Annotated in this window: 12 protein-coding genes; 6 read left to right on the forward strand and 6 right to left on the reverse strand. The window is 63.4% G+C overall.

All coding sequences use genetic code 11. The annotated features are described in order from the left end of the window. Positions 1-69: 69 nt before the first annotated feature. Entirely contained in the window at positions 70-1,275 is a 1,206-nt protein-coding gene (locus tag HNQ40_RS00070) for a Gfo/Idh/MocA family oxidoreductase (RefSeq protein ID WP_184675149.1), read from the forward strand. Positions 1,276-1,341: 66 nt separating this feature from the next. Continuing rightward, on the forward strand, positions 1,342-2,412 hold the full coding sequence (locus HNQ40_RS00075) for a glycoside hydrolase family 117 protein (RefSeq protein ID WP_184675151.1): 1,071 nt from the start codon (positions 1,342-1,344) through the stop codon (positions 2,410-2,412). Positions 2,413-2,448: 36 nt separating this feature from the next. Here the strand turns inward: HNQ40_RS00075 and HNQ40_RS00080 are convergent, their stop codons facing one another. Genes HNQ40_RS00080 through HNQ40_RS00090 form a run of 3 tightly spaced genes read right to left on the reverse strand, consistent with a single transcriptional unit; the run spans position 2,449 to position 5,967 of the window. Beyond that, positions 2,449-3,468, reverse strand: a complete 1,020-nt coding sequence (locus tag HNQ40_RS00080) for a hypothetical protein (RefSeq protein ID WP_184675153.1) — start codon at positions 3,466-3,468, stop codon at positions 2,449-2,451. Beyond that, complete coding sequence (locus tag HNQ40_RS00085; protein WP_184675155.1) at positions 3,461-4,429, reverse strand: carbohydrate kinase family protein; 969 nt, start codon at positions 4,427-4,429, stop codon at positions 3,461-3,463. The genes HNQ40_RS00080 and HNQ40_RS00085 overlap by 8 nt, the downstream gene beginning before the upstream one ends. Beyond that, on the reverse strand, positions 4,426-5,967 hold the full coding sequence (locus HNQ40_RS00090) for an L-fucose/L-arabinose isomerase family protein (protein WP_184675157.1): 1,542 nt from the start codon (positions 5,965-5,967) through the stop codon (positions 4,426-4,428). Before HNQ40_RS00090 ends, HNQ40_RS00085 begins: the two co-directional genes overlap by 4 nt. Before the next feature lie 150 nt (positions 5,968-6,117). Between HNQ40_RS00090 and HNQ40_RS00095 the strand changes: the two genes are divergently transcribed. The 3 genes from HNQ40_RS00095 to HNQ40_RS00105 all read left to right on the forward strand — a co-directional run bounded on the left by HNQ40_RS00095 (position 6,118) and on the right by HNQ40_RS00105 (position 9,029). Next, positions 6,118-6,978: a helix-turn-helix domain-containing protein gene (locus HNQ40_RS00095; RefSeq protein ID WP_184675159.1), complete on the forward strand. Its 861-nt coding sequence runs from the start codon at positions 6,118-6,120 to the stop codon at positions 6,976-6,978. Positions 6,979-7,087: 109 nt separating this feature from the next. Further along, positions 7,088-7,672, forward strand: coding sequence for a hypothetical protein (locus HNQ40_RS00100; RefSeq protein ID WP_184675161.1), 585 nt, complete (start codon positions 7,088-7,090; stop codon positions 7,670-7,672). 283 nt (positions 7,673-7,955) lie between these two features. Then, positions 7,956-9,029 carry a helix-turn-helix transcriptional regulator gene (locus HNQ40_RS00105; protein WP_221435307.1) on the forward strand — a complete coding sequence of 358 codons (1,074 nt, stop codon included), beginning with the start codon at positions 7,956-7,958 and terminating at the stop codon, positions 9,027-9,029. An 84-nt stretch (positions 9,030-9,113) separates the two neighbouring features. Here the strand turns inward: HNQ40_RS00105 and HNQ40_RS00110 are convergent, their stop codons facing one another. From HNQ40_RS00110 to HNQ40_RS00120, 3 genes are all read right to left on the reverse strand, one after another. Next, positions 9,114-10,013 (reverse strand): hypothetical protein, encoded by a 900-nt coding sequence (locus tag HNQ40_RS00110; RefSeq protein ID WP_184675164.1) that lies wholly within the window; start codon positions 10,011-10,013, stop codon positions 9,114-9,116. A gap of 156 nt (positions 10,014-10,169) precedes the next feature. Next, positions 10,170-11,585, reverse strand: coding sequence for a class II fumarate hydratase (locus HNQ40_RS00115; protein WP_184675166.1), 1,416 nt, complete (start codon positions 11,583-11,585; stop codon positions 10,170-10,172). 237 nt (positions 11,586-11,822) lie between these two features. Beyond that, positions 11,823-12,929 (reverse strand): hypothetical protein, encoded by a 1,107-nt coding sequence (locus HNQ40_RS00120; RefSeq protein WP_184675167.1) that lies wholly within the window; start codon positions 12,927-12,929, stop codon positions 11,823-11,825. A gap of 280 nt (positions 12,930-13,209) precedes the next feature. Here HNQ40_RS00120 and metK point away from each other — a divergent pair, with 280 nt between their 5' ends. Then, positions 13,210-14,466 (forward strand): methionine adenosyltransferase, encoded by a 1,257-nt coding sequence (gene metK / locus HNQ40_RS00125; RefSeq protein ID WP_184675169.1) that lies wholly within the window; start codon positions 13,210-13,212, stop codon positions 14,464-14,466.

Raw genomic sequence — 14,466 nt, forward strand, 5'->3', positions numbered from 1 at the left:
CTCGAAGAAATGCTTTGCACCGAGAAAGCATCCCCCCCGCCGTTTCACTTTCACCCCCCGGATAAACCCATGAACACCCTCCTCGTCGGCACCGGCGAATACACCACCGGCTACGTCCACGGCCAGGAAAGCCAATCCGACAAAGGCGCGGGCGTCATCGGCCTGAGCGCGTTTTACCAGCGTGCCCTCGGCCAGATCGACCGCGTCCTGATGGCGGGGACCAACGGCACCAAGTTCCCCGGCATCCGTGAACACCTGGGCCGGGTGCTCGGCGAACGCTACCGGGACCTCAGCACCGACTTCGAGAGCTTCCCCGCCGACGACTGTGCACGTGACCCCGAAGCCTATCTCAAGGCGATGGACGAGCTCTCACCCGGCGACACCGTGATGGTCTTCACCCCCGACGACACCCACTTCACCATCGGCATGGCCGCGGTCGAGCGTGGGCTTCACGTCTTGATCGCCAAGCCGATCGTGCAGACGGTCGCCGATCACAAGGCGTTGATCGAGGCGGGCGACCGCAAGGGCGTGCTCGTAGCGATGGAAGTTCACAAGCGTTGGGACCCGATCTACGCCGACGCCCGCGACAAGATCCGCGATCTGGGCGACTTCAGCTTCTACAACGCCTACATGAGCCAGCCCAAGTCACAGCTCGAGACGTTCCGCGCCTGGGCGGGCAAGTCCAGCGACATCAGCTACTACCTCAACGCCCACCACATCGACTTCCACAACTGGTCGGTCGGCCACCGCGCCCGGCCGGTGTCGGTGACGGCGCTCGGCGCGACCGGTGTGGCACAATCGAAAGACATCGACACCGAAGACACCATCACGCTGGCCGTCAAATGGGAAAATACCGAGAGCGGCAACCTCGGCACCGCGCTCTACACCTCGTCATGGATCGCCCCCAAGAGCGACGTCCACTCGCAGCAGCGCTTCCACTACATGGGCCACGAAGGCGAGATCCAGGTCGACCAGGCCCACCGCGGCTACCAGATGGCGACCGACGCCGACGGCTTCCGCTCACCGAACCCGCTTTTCATGAAGTACCTGCCCAACGACGAAGGCAAGTTCGCCGGGGCGTCGGGCTACGGCTACCTGAGCATCGAAGCGTTCATCCAGGCGGCCCACTCGGTCAACGACGGCAAGACCACCGCCGTCGACTGGGACGGCAAGCTGGCCACCGCCCGCCAGACCCTCCCCGTCACCGCGATCCTCGAAGCGGGCCGACGGAGCCTCGACGCCAACGGCGCAACGATCCAGATCGACGAGCTCTGAGGGTTGGTGATGGATTAGACTAAGCCGGTCGTCGCGATCACGAATCTTTTTTCGTAAGGCTTGTCTATGTCTGTTCACCTCAGCGCCGCTTCCAAACGCGCAGCGTCGTACCCCGCCCGCGGCCCGGAGTGGTCCACCAGCTTCAGCTTCCAGACCGTCACCGGCATCGGGCATGAGGCCGGGGTCAACCGACGCGACCCCAGCAGCATCCTCCGCATCGACGATCTTTACTACGTCTGGTACACCCGCTCCGAGGGGCCGAGCTCGTGGCGCAAGCCGGGCTATGACCCCGCCCAGCGGATCTTCTCCTGGGACATGGCCGAGATATGGTATGCCTCTTCACCCGACGGCTACGACTGGACCGAACAAGGCTGCGCCGTCGACCGCGGTGAAGCCGGGGCTTACGATAGCCGGACCGTGTGCACGCCGGACGTGATGCACCACGACGGGCGTTTCTATCTCGTTTACCAGGCGGCGACCGAGCCGTACGGCGGGAGCGAGGAAACCGTGGGTATGGCGGTGGCCGAGTCGGTCGATGGCCCGTGGGAGAAGACCCCCGAGCCGATCCTCCGGCCGATGAAAGGCGGCGAGTGGTTCGGCGACCCCGACAACTACAACAAGGGACACTTCCGCGGCCTGAACCACGACCCGATGCTCCTGTTTTTCAAAGGCAAGTACCACCTGTACTACAAGTGCGGCAGCTCGCATCATCCGGGTAAACCCAACGAGAAATACGCGGGACGTGACACACGCTGGGGCGTGGCGATCTCTGACAACCCCACCGGGCCCTACGATCACTCGCCCTACAACCCCGTCACCAACAGCGGCCACGAGACGCTGCTCTGGCCCTACAAAGACGGCCTCGCCGCCCTTCTCAACCGCGACGGCCCGGAACGCGACACCGTGCAGTACACCACCGACGGCGTGAACTTCGAGCCCATGGGCACCGCGTGGAACACCCCCTGGGCCGGGGGTGCCTGCCGTTGCGAAGATACGGACGCGCACCCGCTCAAGGGGATAGAGTGGGGCCTGGGCCATATCGACGAAGGCGGGTCGGAGTGGAACTACATCGTCCGCTTCGATGCCGATCCCCACAACAGCTCCACCTGCCCGTCGTACTACCCGCGCAAGCTGTAATGGCTAGGTGAAACCAACTCCCTGTATTCCCTGGATTCAGCCGTAGCTCAGACTGGTCTCGGAGAGTTGGAGGTCATCCTCTAACGCACGGCGCGGCGCGAGTCCGGCCTGGGTGAGCCGGTCGTGATACAACCGCACGGCTTCTTCGGGAGCTAAGCCTTCGCCCACAATCAGACGCAGGCATCGGATGAACTCCAAAGGCGCTTCCGCGTCCTTGATCTTCCGGCCGAACAAGGCCACGCGGGCACCGTATTTCTGCGCCTGCGACAGGAGCGTGAATGCGTCGCAAGTGGTGCCGCTGGACCCGCCGAGGACGCCGACGATCAGCGACGGGTCGTAGGCGACGAGTTCTTCTAGCGCCGCCGGCCCGAGGAAAGGTATTTTCAAGAACTGCGGCCGCTCATCCAGCGCCACGCCGGCCAGAGATCGGCAGATCATGTCGTTGACGTAGGCGGGGATCTGGTCGGCCGGGATACCGCAATCCACATTGGGCGCAAAGACCTCAAGGAAGTAATCGAAGTCGGCCTCGGCAGCCCGGGCGCGGAACGCGTGGAACGCTTCGAGGTTGGCCAGGTCGAGCTCAAGATTGTTATTGAAAGTAATCGAATACAGCCCGAGGTTCACCGCGGGCTTTGTGCCGAGCTCGGGGTGGAGCGTGCCGTACTGCGCCTCGGTGATGTAGCAGGAGCTGAAAGCGCGCGACGGCTGCTCGCAATACGAACCCCCGCGCACCGCCCAGACGTCGGTGGTGTCGTTGGCACGGATGGCGGGCGTAACGTTGCTGGACTCGAACAGTTGTTCCTGGTGCGCCAGCCGGCTCATCGCCGAGACGGACGAGAGCATGATGTCCACCTCGCCCTGCTCGACCACCTGTCGGACCTCGTCGAGGAACGTGGGCATCGAGCGATACGGCGTATCGTCGCCGCTGGGCCAGCCGCGGCCCGGGCTGGGCACGCCCCAAGCCATGTCGGCGTCCTTCGCATCGGCCAAGATGAATTCGCCGCACATCAGGTCGCCGCGCAGGGCTTCGAGCTTGTTCTTCAATCGTTCATGCATGGCAAGTGTTCCGCAGGTGGTTCAGTAAATCCGCCGAGGTTTTCGACAATTCCGACTCGGCCATTTCTTCTCGCGTGGGCAAGGCGGTACGTCCGCCGAGCTGAGTAGCGACGTGGGCCGCCACCAATGCGGCCATCTCCAAACGCAGCTCCAACGACAACCCGTCGAGCAACGCGCTGGCATAACCCGCGTGGAACGAGTCGCCGCAGCCCGTGGTGTCCACCGCCTCGACAAGAAACGCGGGCTGATGGATCACGCCCTTGGGTGTCAACGCCCAGCTGCCGTGCGTGCCGTCGGTCACAACCAACTGGCCGTCGGTCGATTGAGCAAGGCGGCGCATCGCGGCGTCTGGTTCGCTTTCACCGCTGAGTTGCTGTGCCGCGACCAGCGGCAGGATGCAGTCCGTGCCAAGCTCAATCATCTGGCGCATCACCGCGGGGTCACCCGCTTCGATGTCGAGCACGCTCTGCACCCCCGCTTCGCGTGCCGCTTCAAGACCACGCAGTCCAACGTCGGGCTCGTAACCATCGGTCAGCAGCAGCCGGGCGTTCTGAATCGCCTGGACCGGAACTTCATCGGGCTCCAAAGGAAGATAGCCTTCGAGCGAGTAGAACACCGTGCGTTCACCGTCGGCCGGGTCGATCTGCACCACCGCCGCGGCGGGCTGAGCGTCGGGGGTGTGGACGAACAGGTCGGGCTGAACGCCGTAACGCTGGAGGTCTGCCCGGGCGGTCGCGCTCAGGGCGTTGTCGCCCAGCCGTGTGGCGAAGCCGGTGCGCCAACCCAGCCGTGCCAGACCACACGCCGCGTTGCCGGCGGGCGCGCCGCCCTGGATGACCAACTCGTTGACTTGGTGTTTCTCACCAGCCTGAACCTCGCGTGGCAGACGTACCAGCACGTCGACGACGTTCAAGCCCAGCACCACGACATCCAGCGGTTTGGAGAGCGTTTCGGAGGTCATCGCGCTGCTCCGTTGGTATGCGCTTCAGCGGGGCCGAAACCCGAGAGGCGGTGGTGCTTGGAAACCTCCAGGGTCTGCACGCCCAGGAAGAAGTTGAGCATCGCCAGGTCTTCGTGCCAGTGGCCGTAGCCCAGCGACCAGTGGTGGTCGAGCCCGCCGCTGAGGATGGTGCCCATGATCTGCGACGCGGTGGCCCGGGCCTTGGGGATGAGTTCGCCATACACCCCGCGGAACGGCATGGTGCAATCCGCCATCTCGCCCTCGAACGCAAACATCCGCCCCGCGTCGGGAGACTGATACCGAACCAGCGTCGCTGGCCCGAGAGCTAACGGGAACTCGACCATCATGCCCACTGCGGTCTCGGGGTCAGCGTTTTCGAGGATGGAGTGCTTGCGCAGGTCGAAGTTGTGGCCCGCGTGCAGCAGCCGGGTGGGCGAAGCGCCGCAGTGCCAGATGCCGATGCGGTTGGCCTGCGGGTTGACCGCCGAGAGGTCCATCATCGTGGGGATCGCGTCGCCCTCGGAGAGCAGGTGCATCGTCAGCGACGAGATCAGCCCGTTCATCTCGCCTTCTTCGGTGGTGCACAGACCCCAGTCGTTGAGCATGGACACCGAGCCGTCGCAGGCGCAGCCGTACTGATTGAACAGCTCCGGCCAGCTCTTGATCGTGCAGCCGATGTATCCGCCCTCGGCGGCCATGTGCGCGATCGCAAGGCCCAGCCGCAGCGTCTGCATGGCCTGCTCGTCGGGGACATCATTGACCGCGCACCGCGACGACCGCGTGATCGATTCGAGAAGGCTGCGGATGGCGCGGTCGTCGAGTTTGCGCGAATAATCAAACGCCGCTTGGAGGTCGATGCGGTCGAAGCGTAAGCCGAACTGCCGGATGACCGAGAGTTCATCGGTCTCGCCGTCGTAAAACGCGATCACGCGCGAGCCGCCGACGTGCAGCGCCTTGCCGAACCGCAGTCGTTGCCGGGCGCGGGCCACCCGGCAGAAGCGGGCGATCTCTTCGGGCAGCGTGTCGGTGACTTCTTCGTGGAGCCAGGCGTAGCGGACGTCCAGCCGGTTGAGCATGTTCAGCAGAAAGTTCTGGCAGCACAAGCTGTTGGCGCTCAAACGCTCGGCGGGCGGGTCGGGGAACGACCAGCTCATCAGCGGCAGCCCCTGCTCGGTCAGCCAACGACCGAGGTACGCGCCGATCTCACCCGCGGTGTAGGCGGCGTGGAACAACAGCACGCCGTGAAGTTCGTGTTCGGATTCACGCGACAGGAAGCGGATCAGGGCGTCGGGATCTTCGAAGGGTTCATCAGCCCGGACGATCTCGAATTGTTCGGCCGGCAGGGCGCTGCCGAGCAGGTCTAGCACTTGCTCGTAACGCTGACAGGCCGGCTCCCAGGGGAAGTGGATATGAAGGCCACACGCCACGACCGCGATCCGGGTCGGCGCGGCTGTGGGCAGCGGCGGAGCCAATTCGCGGAGGATCTGGGTAGTGACCCCTTGATCAGGCAACGCTTGGGGGGGTGAAGGAGCAATCATCGCAGTGGTCTCCTAAAAAAGAGGGAGGCTTTGACTACGACGAAATTGTCCGACGACGAGCAATCCCGGACTACATCCAAGACCGCCATTATTGATACTATTATGATATAAAAAGGTCCCCATCCACCCAGGCTGGCATTATAAAACCATATGCAGCCCTCTTTCGAACATGTCGTATATCCCGAAGACGCCTCGTTCGCTGCCCTGCATTTTGACGGCGAGGCGTTCGATTGCCCCTATCACATCCATCCTGAAATCGAGTTGCTGTGGATCGAAAGCGGCCGGGGCCGGCGATTGGTCGGCGACCACGTGGGACGGTTCGAGGAGGGCGAGCTCTACCTCTTCGGCCCCGACCTGCCTCACATGTTTTACAGCGACCCGCCGCGCGACCAGGCGGTGCCAGCCAAGTCGCGTTACGCCCAGTTCCGCCCCGACTGCCTGGGCGAAGACTTCTTTGATCGTCCCGAAATGAAACGCCTCAGCGAATTGCTGAAGCGTGCCGATTCAGGAATCGTGTGGCCACGCCAAGCACACCAAGGCGTTGCCGAACGCCTCGGCGAGATCCAGGAAATGGATGCTGCGCCCCGCGTGGTTGCGTTGCTTGAGATGTTGATCCTCGTCGATGCGCAGTCCGCGAACGGGATCGCGTTGGCAAGCCGTGACTACACCGCACTCGCCACGGCCAACTCCGATCGGATCAGCCGGGCCATCGATTACGTCCACCGTCAACTGGAGGGCGAGGTCACGCTGGACGGCGCCGCCCGCGCCGCCAACCTTTCCCCCGGGGCTTTCAGCCGCTTCTTCCGCAAACGTACCGGGCAGCGATTTATCGACTTCGTCATCGACCAACGCCTCGGCGAAGCCTGCCGCCTGCTGGCCGAGAGCGACGAAGCGATCGGGCAGATCGCTTTGCAGGTGGGTTTCAACAACCTGTCCAACTTCAACCGCCAGTTTCTGAAGCGTAAAGGCCTGTCTCCATCGGTGTTTAGAAAAAACCTCGTGGAGGGCTGAAACACGGCCAAACCCTGGCTCACCCTCCCTGACGGGCGACCTAAATCAGCGTGTTGGCTTGGCCGATAACACTGGGGACTACCTATCCACCCATTCAGGGGAATCACGCATGATCGTCCACCCGCTCGCCTCGCCGTCGCTGACCTCCACCGTCCCGGTGATCTGCATGCCTGGGCCCGATGGGGACGGCCAAGCGATGCTCGACCGTGTCTTGCCCTACGCCAAGCGGCTCCTGGCTTTCCCCGCGTTGCTGGTGTGCCCGGATATGAGCAGCGTCGAGAAACCCAAAGTCTGGGCGCAGACATTGGCCGAGGCGGCACGCACCTACAACCTGGCCGAACGCGCCTTGGTGTTCGGCTACAACCACGGCGCGGACATGGCCTGCCGCTTCACGTTGGAATACCCCTCGGATGTGCAGGCGTGCGCTGCGTTGTCCGCACAGAATTGGTTCGAGCCCACCACCACGAACCTGGCGGCACTTTGCGAGGTCCCCTGGATGATTGGATGCGGCGACCAGGATGCGGAGTTCCTGATCCGTGATGCACGGGCGTTTCAGATTGGATTGGCCGAGCAGGGCTGCCAGGTCGACCTCCTGGATTGGGAAGGCGGCCACGACGACCTGCCCGAACACGCCCTCGAAAACGTGATGCACTTCTTCAACGACACGCAGAGCCAGCAGCGACTCGCCGCCTAAGACCGCCGAACCGGCAACACACGGTGCGATGGGCGAGTTGTTTGACCACGCCAAGAAACCTTGAGGCCCCCGGAAGATACCAAGGGCCAAGCCCAGGCAAATACGGCAGATGTCGTATAGGCCAGAATAATACGCGCATAAAACAAGGGATCTCGCTCACGCGGATCCCCAATCCAATACCCCAATATCCTTAGGCCCCCGGAAGATACCAAGCGAAAAGCCTTGGCGAATACGGCATATGTCGTATACTGTTCCAAGCTGATCCTCCTGGGATGCCAACACCTTGTCTGAACTTAATTTAGACCAATGGAATCAGGTCCACCGGGCCACCCAGGAGGTGGCACGGGTGGCCGAAGTTGACGATTTCCACCAGCATGCGATCGGTGCGGTGAAGATGCTGATGTCGCACACCCTGATCTCCTCGGAGCTGCACGACCTCTCGCTGATGCAGCTCGTCTCCTCTGCCCAGACCCGGGAAGACGACGAGTTCCAGTCACGGATGCCCGACTTCGCCGACCACCTCCACGAACACCCGTGTGTCGAAGCTGCCCTGAACACGCGGTCGCTGAACATCATGGGCGTGCTGGACAAGATGTCTTCCCGCGATTTCGAAAAGCTCGGGCTTTACAACGAGTTCTACCGCTACGTCGATATCCGCGACCAGATCATCATCGCCCGCTCGCAGGGCTTCCCCTCGCTGCTGGCCCTGGCGATCTCGCGCGACAAGCAGTTCTCCCCATCTGAACGCCAGATGTTGGAACTCTTCGCCCCGTCCCTGGCCAACGCCCACACGACCTGGCAGGCAATCCGGCGGGCCAAGGGGCACCACGCCTGGGCCCTGGGCGCTCTCGAACACCTGAACTGCGGCGCACTCCACGTCTCCACGGACGGACGCATCCTCGATCAGAACCCGTTGGCGAAGCGGCTCATCGAAGACTACTGGCCCGGCCGAAACTACGGCGACCGTCTCCCCCAAGCGTTGCATGCCTGGCTCAAGGTCAGCACCCAGGACCCGCTCAACAAACGACACCCGCTTGTGCGGCAGAGCCCGGCGGGCACGGTTTCGTTCCGGTTGGCCCAAGACATCGCCAGCGACGACTGGCTCATCCTCGGCCGAGAGAACCCCGCCGTGACCGACCTGACTCCCCTGCTGGAACTGGGCCTCACCGAAAAACAAGCCGAGGTCATCAACGTCGCCCGCCACGGCCTGACCTACTCTCAGATCGCCGAGCAACTCGGCAAGTCGGCGGGCACCGTCCGCAAGCAGATGGAGCAGATCATGGCCAAGCTCGATGTGCACGACAAAGCCGCCGCCGTCGCCAAGGCCACGCAAGCGCTAAACACCCCCGGGCTTTAACCCTCAACTCCCCGCTTCCGGGCAGACGTAATAACACCCAGCATCCTCCAAGGGATACTGGGCGCTCAAGGATATCGATGGGATTTAGAAGCTCACCACCGCGGAGAGTGTCCAGCGGTAGCCGAACAGGTCTTCATTGCTGGTGATGGGGAATTCGTAAGCGGCGCGTAACCCAACATTGCTCGCGGGCCGAACCTCGAAACCCGGAGCGAGAGTCACCACGTCTTCGCCTTCACCGCCGCCGATGTTGGCCACGTCCACCGCCGAGAACGGCAGCGGCGCGTTGTCGCCATCGTCCAGCGTCACGTATCCGTTGACCTCGGCCACGGCAGAGAACCACTCGCACAGCCAGTAGTCGGCGTGGAGGTGCCAGGTCAATCGATCCGAGTCCCCGAGGGCTTCTTCGTTGTCCGTGGGCAGCAGCAGGTTGATCGTGCCGCCCAAATGCAGGGCTTCGAAACCCTTGTTGAACGACGCCCAGAGACGCAGCTCGTCGTCGCCCTGCAGGACATCGTCGTCGCCGATGCCGAGTTGGTAACCCAGGCCGACCGCGGCGTGCATGTCGGTTTCAAAGTCCTGGAGGAACGCCCACTTCACACCCGCCGCGAGGTCGTTCCAGCCGTCGTCTTTCACAAGGCCCGAATCGAAGTCGGTGTAGCCGTCCTTGTAAGCGACGAACTGCAGCGACTCGGTCAACGCCGCGCGGATCTGCAGGGCGTAGACCTTGGCGTTGCCCCCGCCGATGGCGGACGACTTGGGGAAGTCGTGATACAGGAACCAAGCGCGGACATCGGTCGTGACGAACGAGTCTTCGTGGTAGTACGGCGAGGTCACCGGGTGCACCGCCTTACGCATCGGCTCGACCTCCGCGGCGGCGGGGTTGGGATCGCCGAACAACACGAGTCCCGCGTGCTGCGAAACGGCGGCGGGCGTCAACGCCGCCACACACAACACGGCCAATAGGGTCTTGAAACTGAGGTTCATCGAAACGGTCTCCTGAAACATGAGTCAGCGTCGACACGACGCTTTTTTAGATTTATGGATAGATTTATCTATTATTTGAGCATAGCAACGTCTCGCCGTCAATACGTGGCGAGGAAAAAGGATTGAGATCACCCGATCAGCGACGTTCGATCGGCATCAACCCGGGCGGGTCATGCTGTCGTAGTCCATCAGTTCCGCCAGGCGTTCTTCGGGCATCAGGTTCAGCTCGCCAACGAGCTGCTTGATGGTCTTGCCTTCCTTGTGGGCCTGCTTGGCGAGCGCGGCACACTTGTCGTAACCGACTTCGGGAGCGAGCGCGGTGATAGTCATGAGCGAGGCTTCGAGTAGTTCGGTGCAGCGTTCTTCATTGACTTCCAGGCCGTCGAGCAGCTTGTCGACGAAGACGTTGGAGACGTTGGCCAGGAGATCGACCGATTCGAGGAAGGCGTCGATCATCACGGGCATCGCGACGTTGAGCTCGAAGATCGACCCGACGCCGCCGAGCCCGGCGGTGGTCACGGTCGCGTCGTTGCCGATGACCCGGCAGCAGACCTGCATGACCGATTCACAAATCACGGGATTGACCTTGCCGGGCATGATCGACGACCCGGGCTGGATCGCGGGGAGGTTGAGCTCGCCGATGCCACAGCGCGGGCCCGAGCCGAGGTGGCGGATGTCGTTGGCGATCTTGGAGAGGGAGACGGCGATGGTTTTGAGGTCACCCGACGCATGGACGAACGAGTCTTTTGCCGCCTGGGCCTCGCAGCGGTCGCTGGCTTCTTTAAATGGCGTGGAGGAAAAACCGAGACGCTGGGTGAGCGTCTCGCAAACTTTGGCGGCAAACTCGGGGTGTGCGTTGATGCCGGTGCCAACGGCGGTGCCACCGATCGGCATATTTGCCACCATGTCGGAAAGCGCGTGTTTCGCACGGTGGATGCCGTGAGAGACCGCCGAGGCGTAGCCGGCAAAAACCTGCCCCAAACGGATCGGCGTAGCATCCATCAAGTGGGTGCGCCCCGTTTTTAGAATCTTGTCGTAGGCATCGACTTTGGTTTGCAGGGCTTCATGCAGATACGTCAGTGCCGGGATGAGCTGCCCGGCAATCGTTGCCCCCCCGCCGATGCACATCGCCGTGGGGAACGTGTCGTTGCTCGATTGCCCCATGTTGACGTGGTCGTTGGGGTGGACGCCGCCCTCAGCCTTGGTGGTCGCGCCGAGGCCGAGCTTCTCGTTGGCCACCGCGGCGATGACCTCGTTGGCGTTCATGTTGGTGCTGGTGCCGCTGCCGGTCTGGTAGACGTCGACGGGGAAGTGGGCGTCGTGCATGCCCTGAGCGACTTCATCGGCGGCGGCGATGATGGCGTCGGCGAGCTTGGCGTCGAGCTTGCCGAGGTCTTTGTTGGCCTCGGCGCAGGCGGCCTTGAGGTGGCCAAAGGCGTGGATGACCGCGGGGGGCAACGGGCGGTTGGCAATCGGGAAGTTGGCGACGGCCCGGGCGGTGGAGGCGCCGTAGAGGGCGTCGGCGGGGACGGGCATCTCGCCCATGGAGTCTTTTTCGATGCGGGTGGCCATGAGGGTCCTTCCGGGGTTGCGTTACAGCGTTGCAGATCACGAGGCTGGAGCGGGGAGCGTATAGCGCCCCGGGCGGGCGTGCCAGCGGGACCGGATGGGTGCGGATTTGCGAGGCGGCTTCATAGAGCTCATCAGCCGGTCGGCTACGCCGCCCCGGTCGCGCCTTGCAATAGACAGCCGCGACGCGTGGCGTCGCAGCGAGGTTCCGGAGTGTGTGGCGTTGCACTCGGGGATACGTCAAGCCGCGCGGCGGTCGGCGTCATCGACACTCGGGTCGTCCTGCAGCTTCGAGGCCGCAGCGGACATCTGATCCAAGAGCGTGGTGGCCCGGTCGCGCAGCTCCGTGAGGATCTGGTCCGCCTGGGACTCGAACAACTCGGCCAACCCCGTCATCGACTCGTCCAGCCGCTGAGCCCGGACCTGCATCTCGTTGTCGGCGGCATCGGTGAGGTTGTCCAGGAACTCGCGGTGCCGGCCCTGCTGATCATCGAGCTGAGCCTTGAACGCTTCCTGCGTTTCGTGAGCGTGGGACATAGCCTCAACGACCTGCTGACGGATGCGCTGCATCGCCGCGTCGGCCGCCGACTCGGTCCGGGCGAGGATGCCGTCGGCCTTCTCGTGGAGTGAGTGGGCGAGCTGATCAAACTTCTCCACGATCTCACGCTCGGCGACCGCGTGAGCCTCCGCAAGTTGCGTATCGAGTCGCATCCGTTGCTGGCCGAGCTCGGCCGACATCTCCCCGAGCATGGCCTCACGCATGGTCTCGAGCTGCTTCTCGAAGGTATCCCGCCCCGCCGACTGATACGCCGCGAGGTGGGCGTCAAAACGCTCGAGTTGCTCGGTGACGTGGTTTGCCAGCCCCTGCGCCTTCTCGGTCGCCTGCGCGAGGTCGCCATGGATCATCCGGCCATCGGCCAGGGCCTGGCCAAGCGGTTTCACGACCGCGGTCAGCTTGGCGTCGAGTTGTTCGAGGCGGGCGAGCTTCTCGTCGGTGATGGTGTTGACACGGTGGAGCTTGGCATCGATCTGAGCGTCGAGCGCTCCGAGCTTGGTAATCAACGCCTGAAGTTTCTGGGTGGTCTCGGCGGTGTTTCCCTCGGCTTCAACGGCCGGCGTCTCGGCCACGGTCATCGTGGTGGGCTCCGCCTCGGCCTGTGGCTTGGGCGGCTGGGTTTTCTTCAGCGTGACCTCGACCTCGGCGCGAGCTTCCTTCAGCATCTTCAGCAGGCGGAAACGCTCATCCCGGGCACGATCGAGCAGGCCGGACAGGTCGGCCTTGGTCGCCGCCGTCGGGGACGAGGCGCGAGAACTCGCGGAAGCAAACGGTTTGGCGGGGTTGATCATGCAGCTGCTCCAAGATGCGATGGAGGGATCCGAAGGGGCGTGTCCTGCGGACAAACGCACTTCAGGCGCAGGTTGGATATCGACGCTCTGCGCTCTTCGGGGAGAGGCGATGGTTATCGGGCCGCAGCAACCCGCCGGTTACATCCGATAAATTCCTGCTTCACCGGGCTGTTCAAAACGGTGGACTCCCTAGATTCGCACGCCCGCCACGTTGCCGTGAGCGATAAAAACCGCTAAAACGCTCGTCCTACATTCAGCAATTCACCGTGCAGGAGGCACCATGGCCCGTAGCAAGAACCCCGACGAACACTACTTCTTCACTTCCGAGTCCGTTTCGATGGGCCACCCCGACAAGGTCAGCGACGCGGTCAGCGACGCGGTCCTCGACAGCCTGCTGGCGGTGGACAACCGGGCTCGCGTGGCCTGCGAAACCATGTGCACCACGGGCCTGGTCGTGGTCGGCGGCGAGATCACCGTCCACAACCAGAAGGCCATCAACGCCCTGAACAACGCCGAAGAAACGATCCGCGACATCATCCGCAAGATCGGCTACACCGGCGACATCGGCATGAAGTTCGACGCCGACACCTGCGCCGTCATGCGGGTCATGCACAGCCAGTCCGATGACATCTCGATGGGTGTCAGCGAAGGCGAAGGCCTGCACAAGGAACAAGGCGCCGGCGACCAGGGCCTGATGTTCGGTTTCGCCTGCCGCGAGACACCTGACCTGATGCCGCTGCCGATCGACCTCTCCCACAAGCTGGTCGAGCGCCACGCCAAGGTCCGCCAGGACAACAAGCTCATCAAGGGCCTGCGTCCCGACGCCAAGTCGCAGGTCACCGTCGAATACGACATCAACAACAAGCCGGTGCGCATCGACACCGTCGTGCTCTCGACCCAGCACACCGAGGCGTGGAACGGCAAGGCCCAGCAGGCCAAGCTCAAGAAGGCGGTCATCAAGCACATCATCGAGCCGTGCATGCCCAAGAAGCTGTACGACCCCAAGAACGTCACCATCCACGTCAACCCCACCGGCCAGTTCGAGATCGGCGGCCCCCACGGCGACGTCGGCCTGACCGGCCGCAAGATCATCGTCGACACCTACGGCGGCCGCGGCCGTCACGGCGGCGGCGCATTCTCCGGCAAGGACCCGTCCAAGGTCGACCGCAGCGCCGCCTACATGGCCCGCTACATCGCCAAGAACCTCGTCGCGTCGCGCATCTGCGACGTCTGCGAAGTCCAGCTCTCCTACGCCATCGGCGTCGCCGAGCCGACCTCGATCCACGTGGACACCTACAAGACCGGCAAGCTCCCCGAGCCCGAGATCACCCAACTGGTCCGCGACATCTTCCCGCTGACGCCCGACGGTATCCTCAAGCACCTGAAGCTGCGCAACCCCATCTTCTCCCCCACCGCCAGCCACGGCCACTTCGGCCGCAAGCCCGGCAAGGTCAAGGTCAACGGCAAGAGCTACGAAACCTTCACCTGGGAAAAGACCGACCTCGCCGCGAAGATCAAGAAGGCCGCGGGTATCTGA

It is taken from the genome of Algisphaera agarilytica (assembly GCF_014207595.1).
In the GTDB taxonomy this organism is placed as follows: Bacteria; Planctomycetota; Phycisphaerae; order Phycisphaerales; family Phycisphaeraceae; genus Algisphaera; species Algisphaera agarilytica.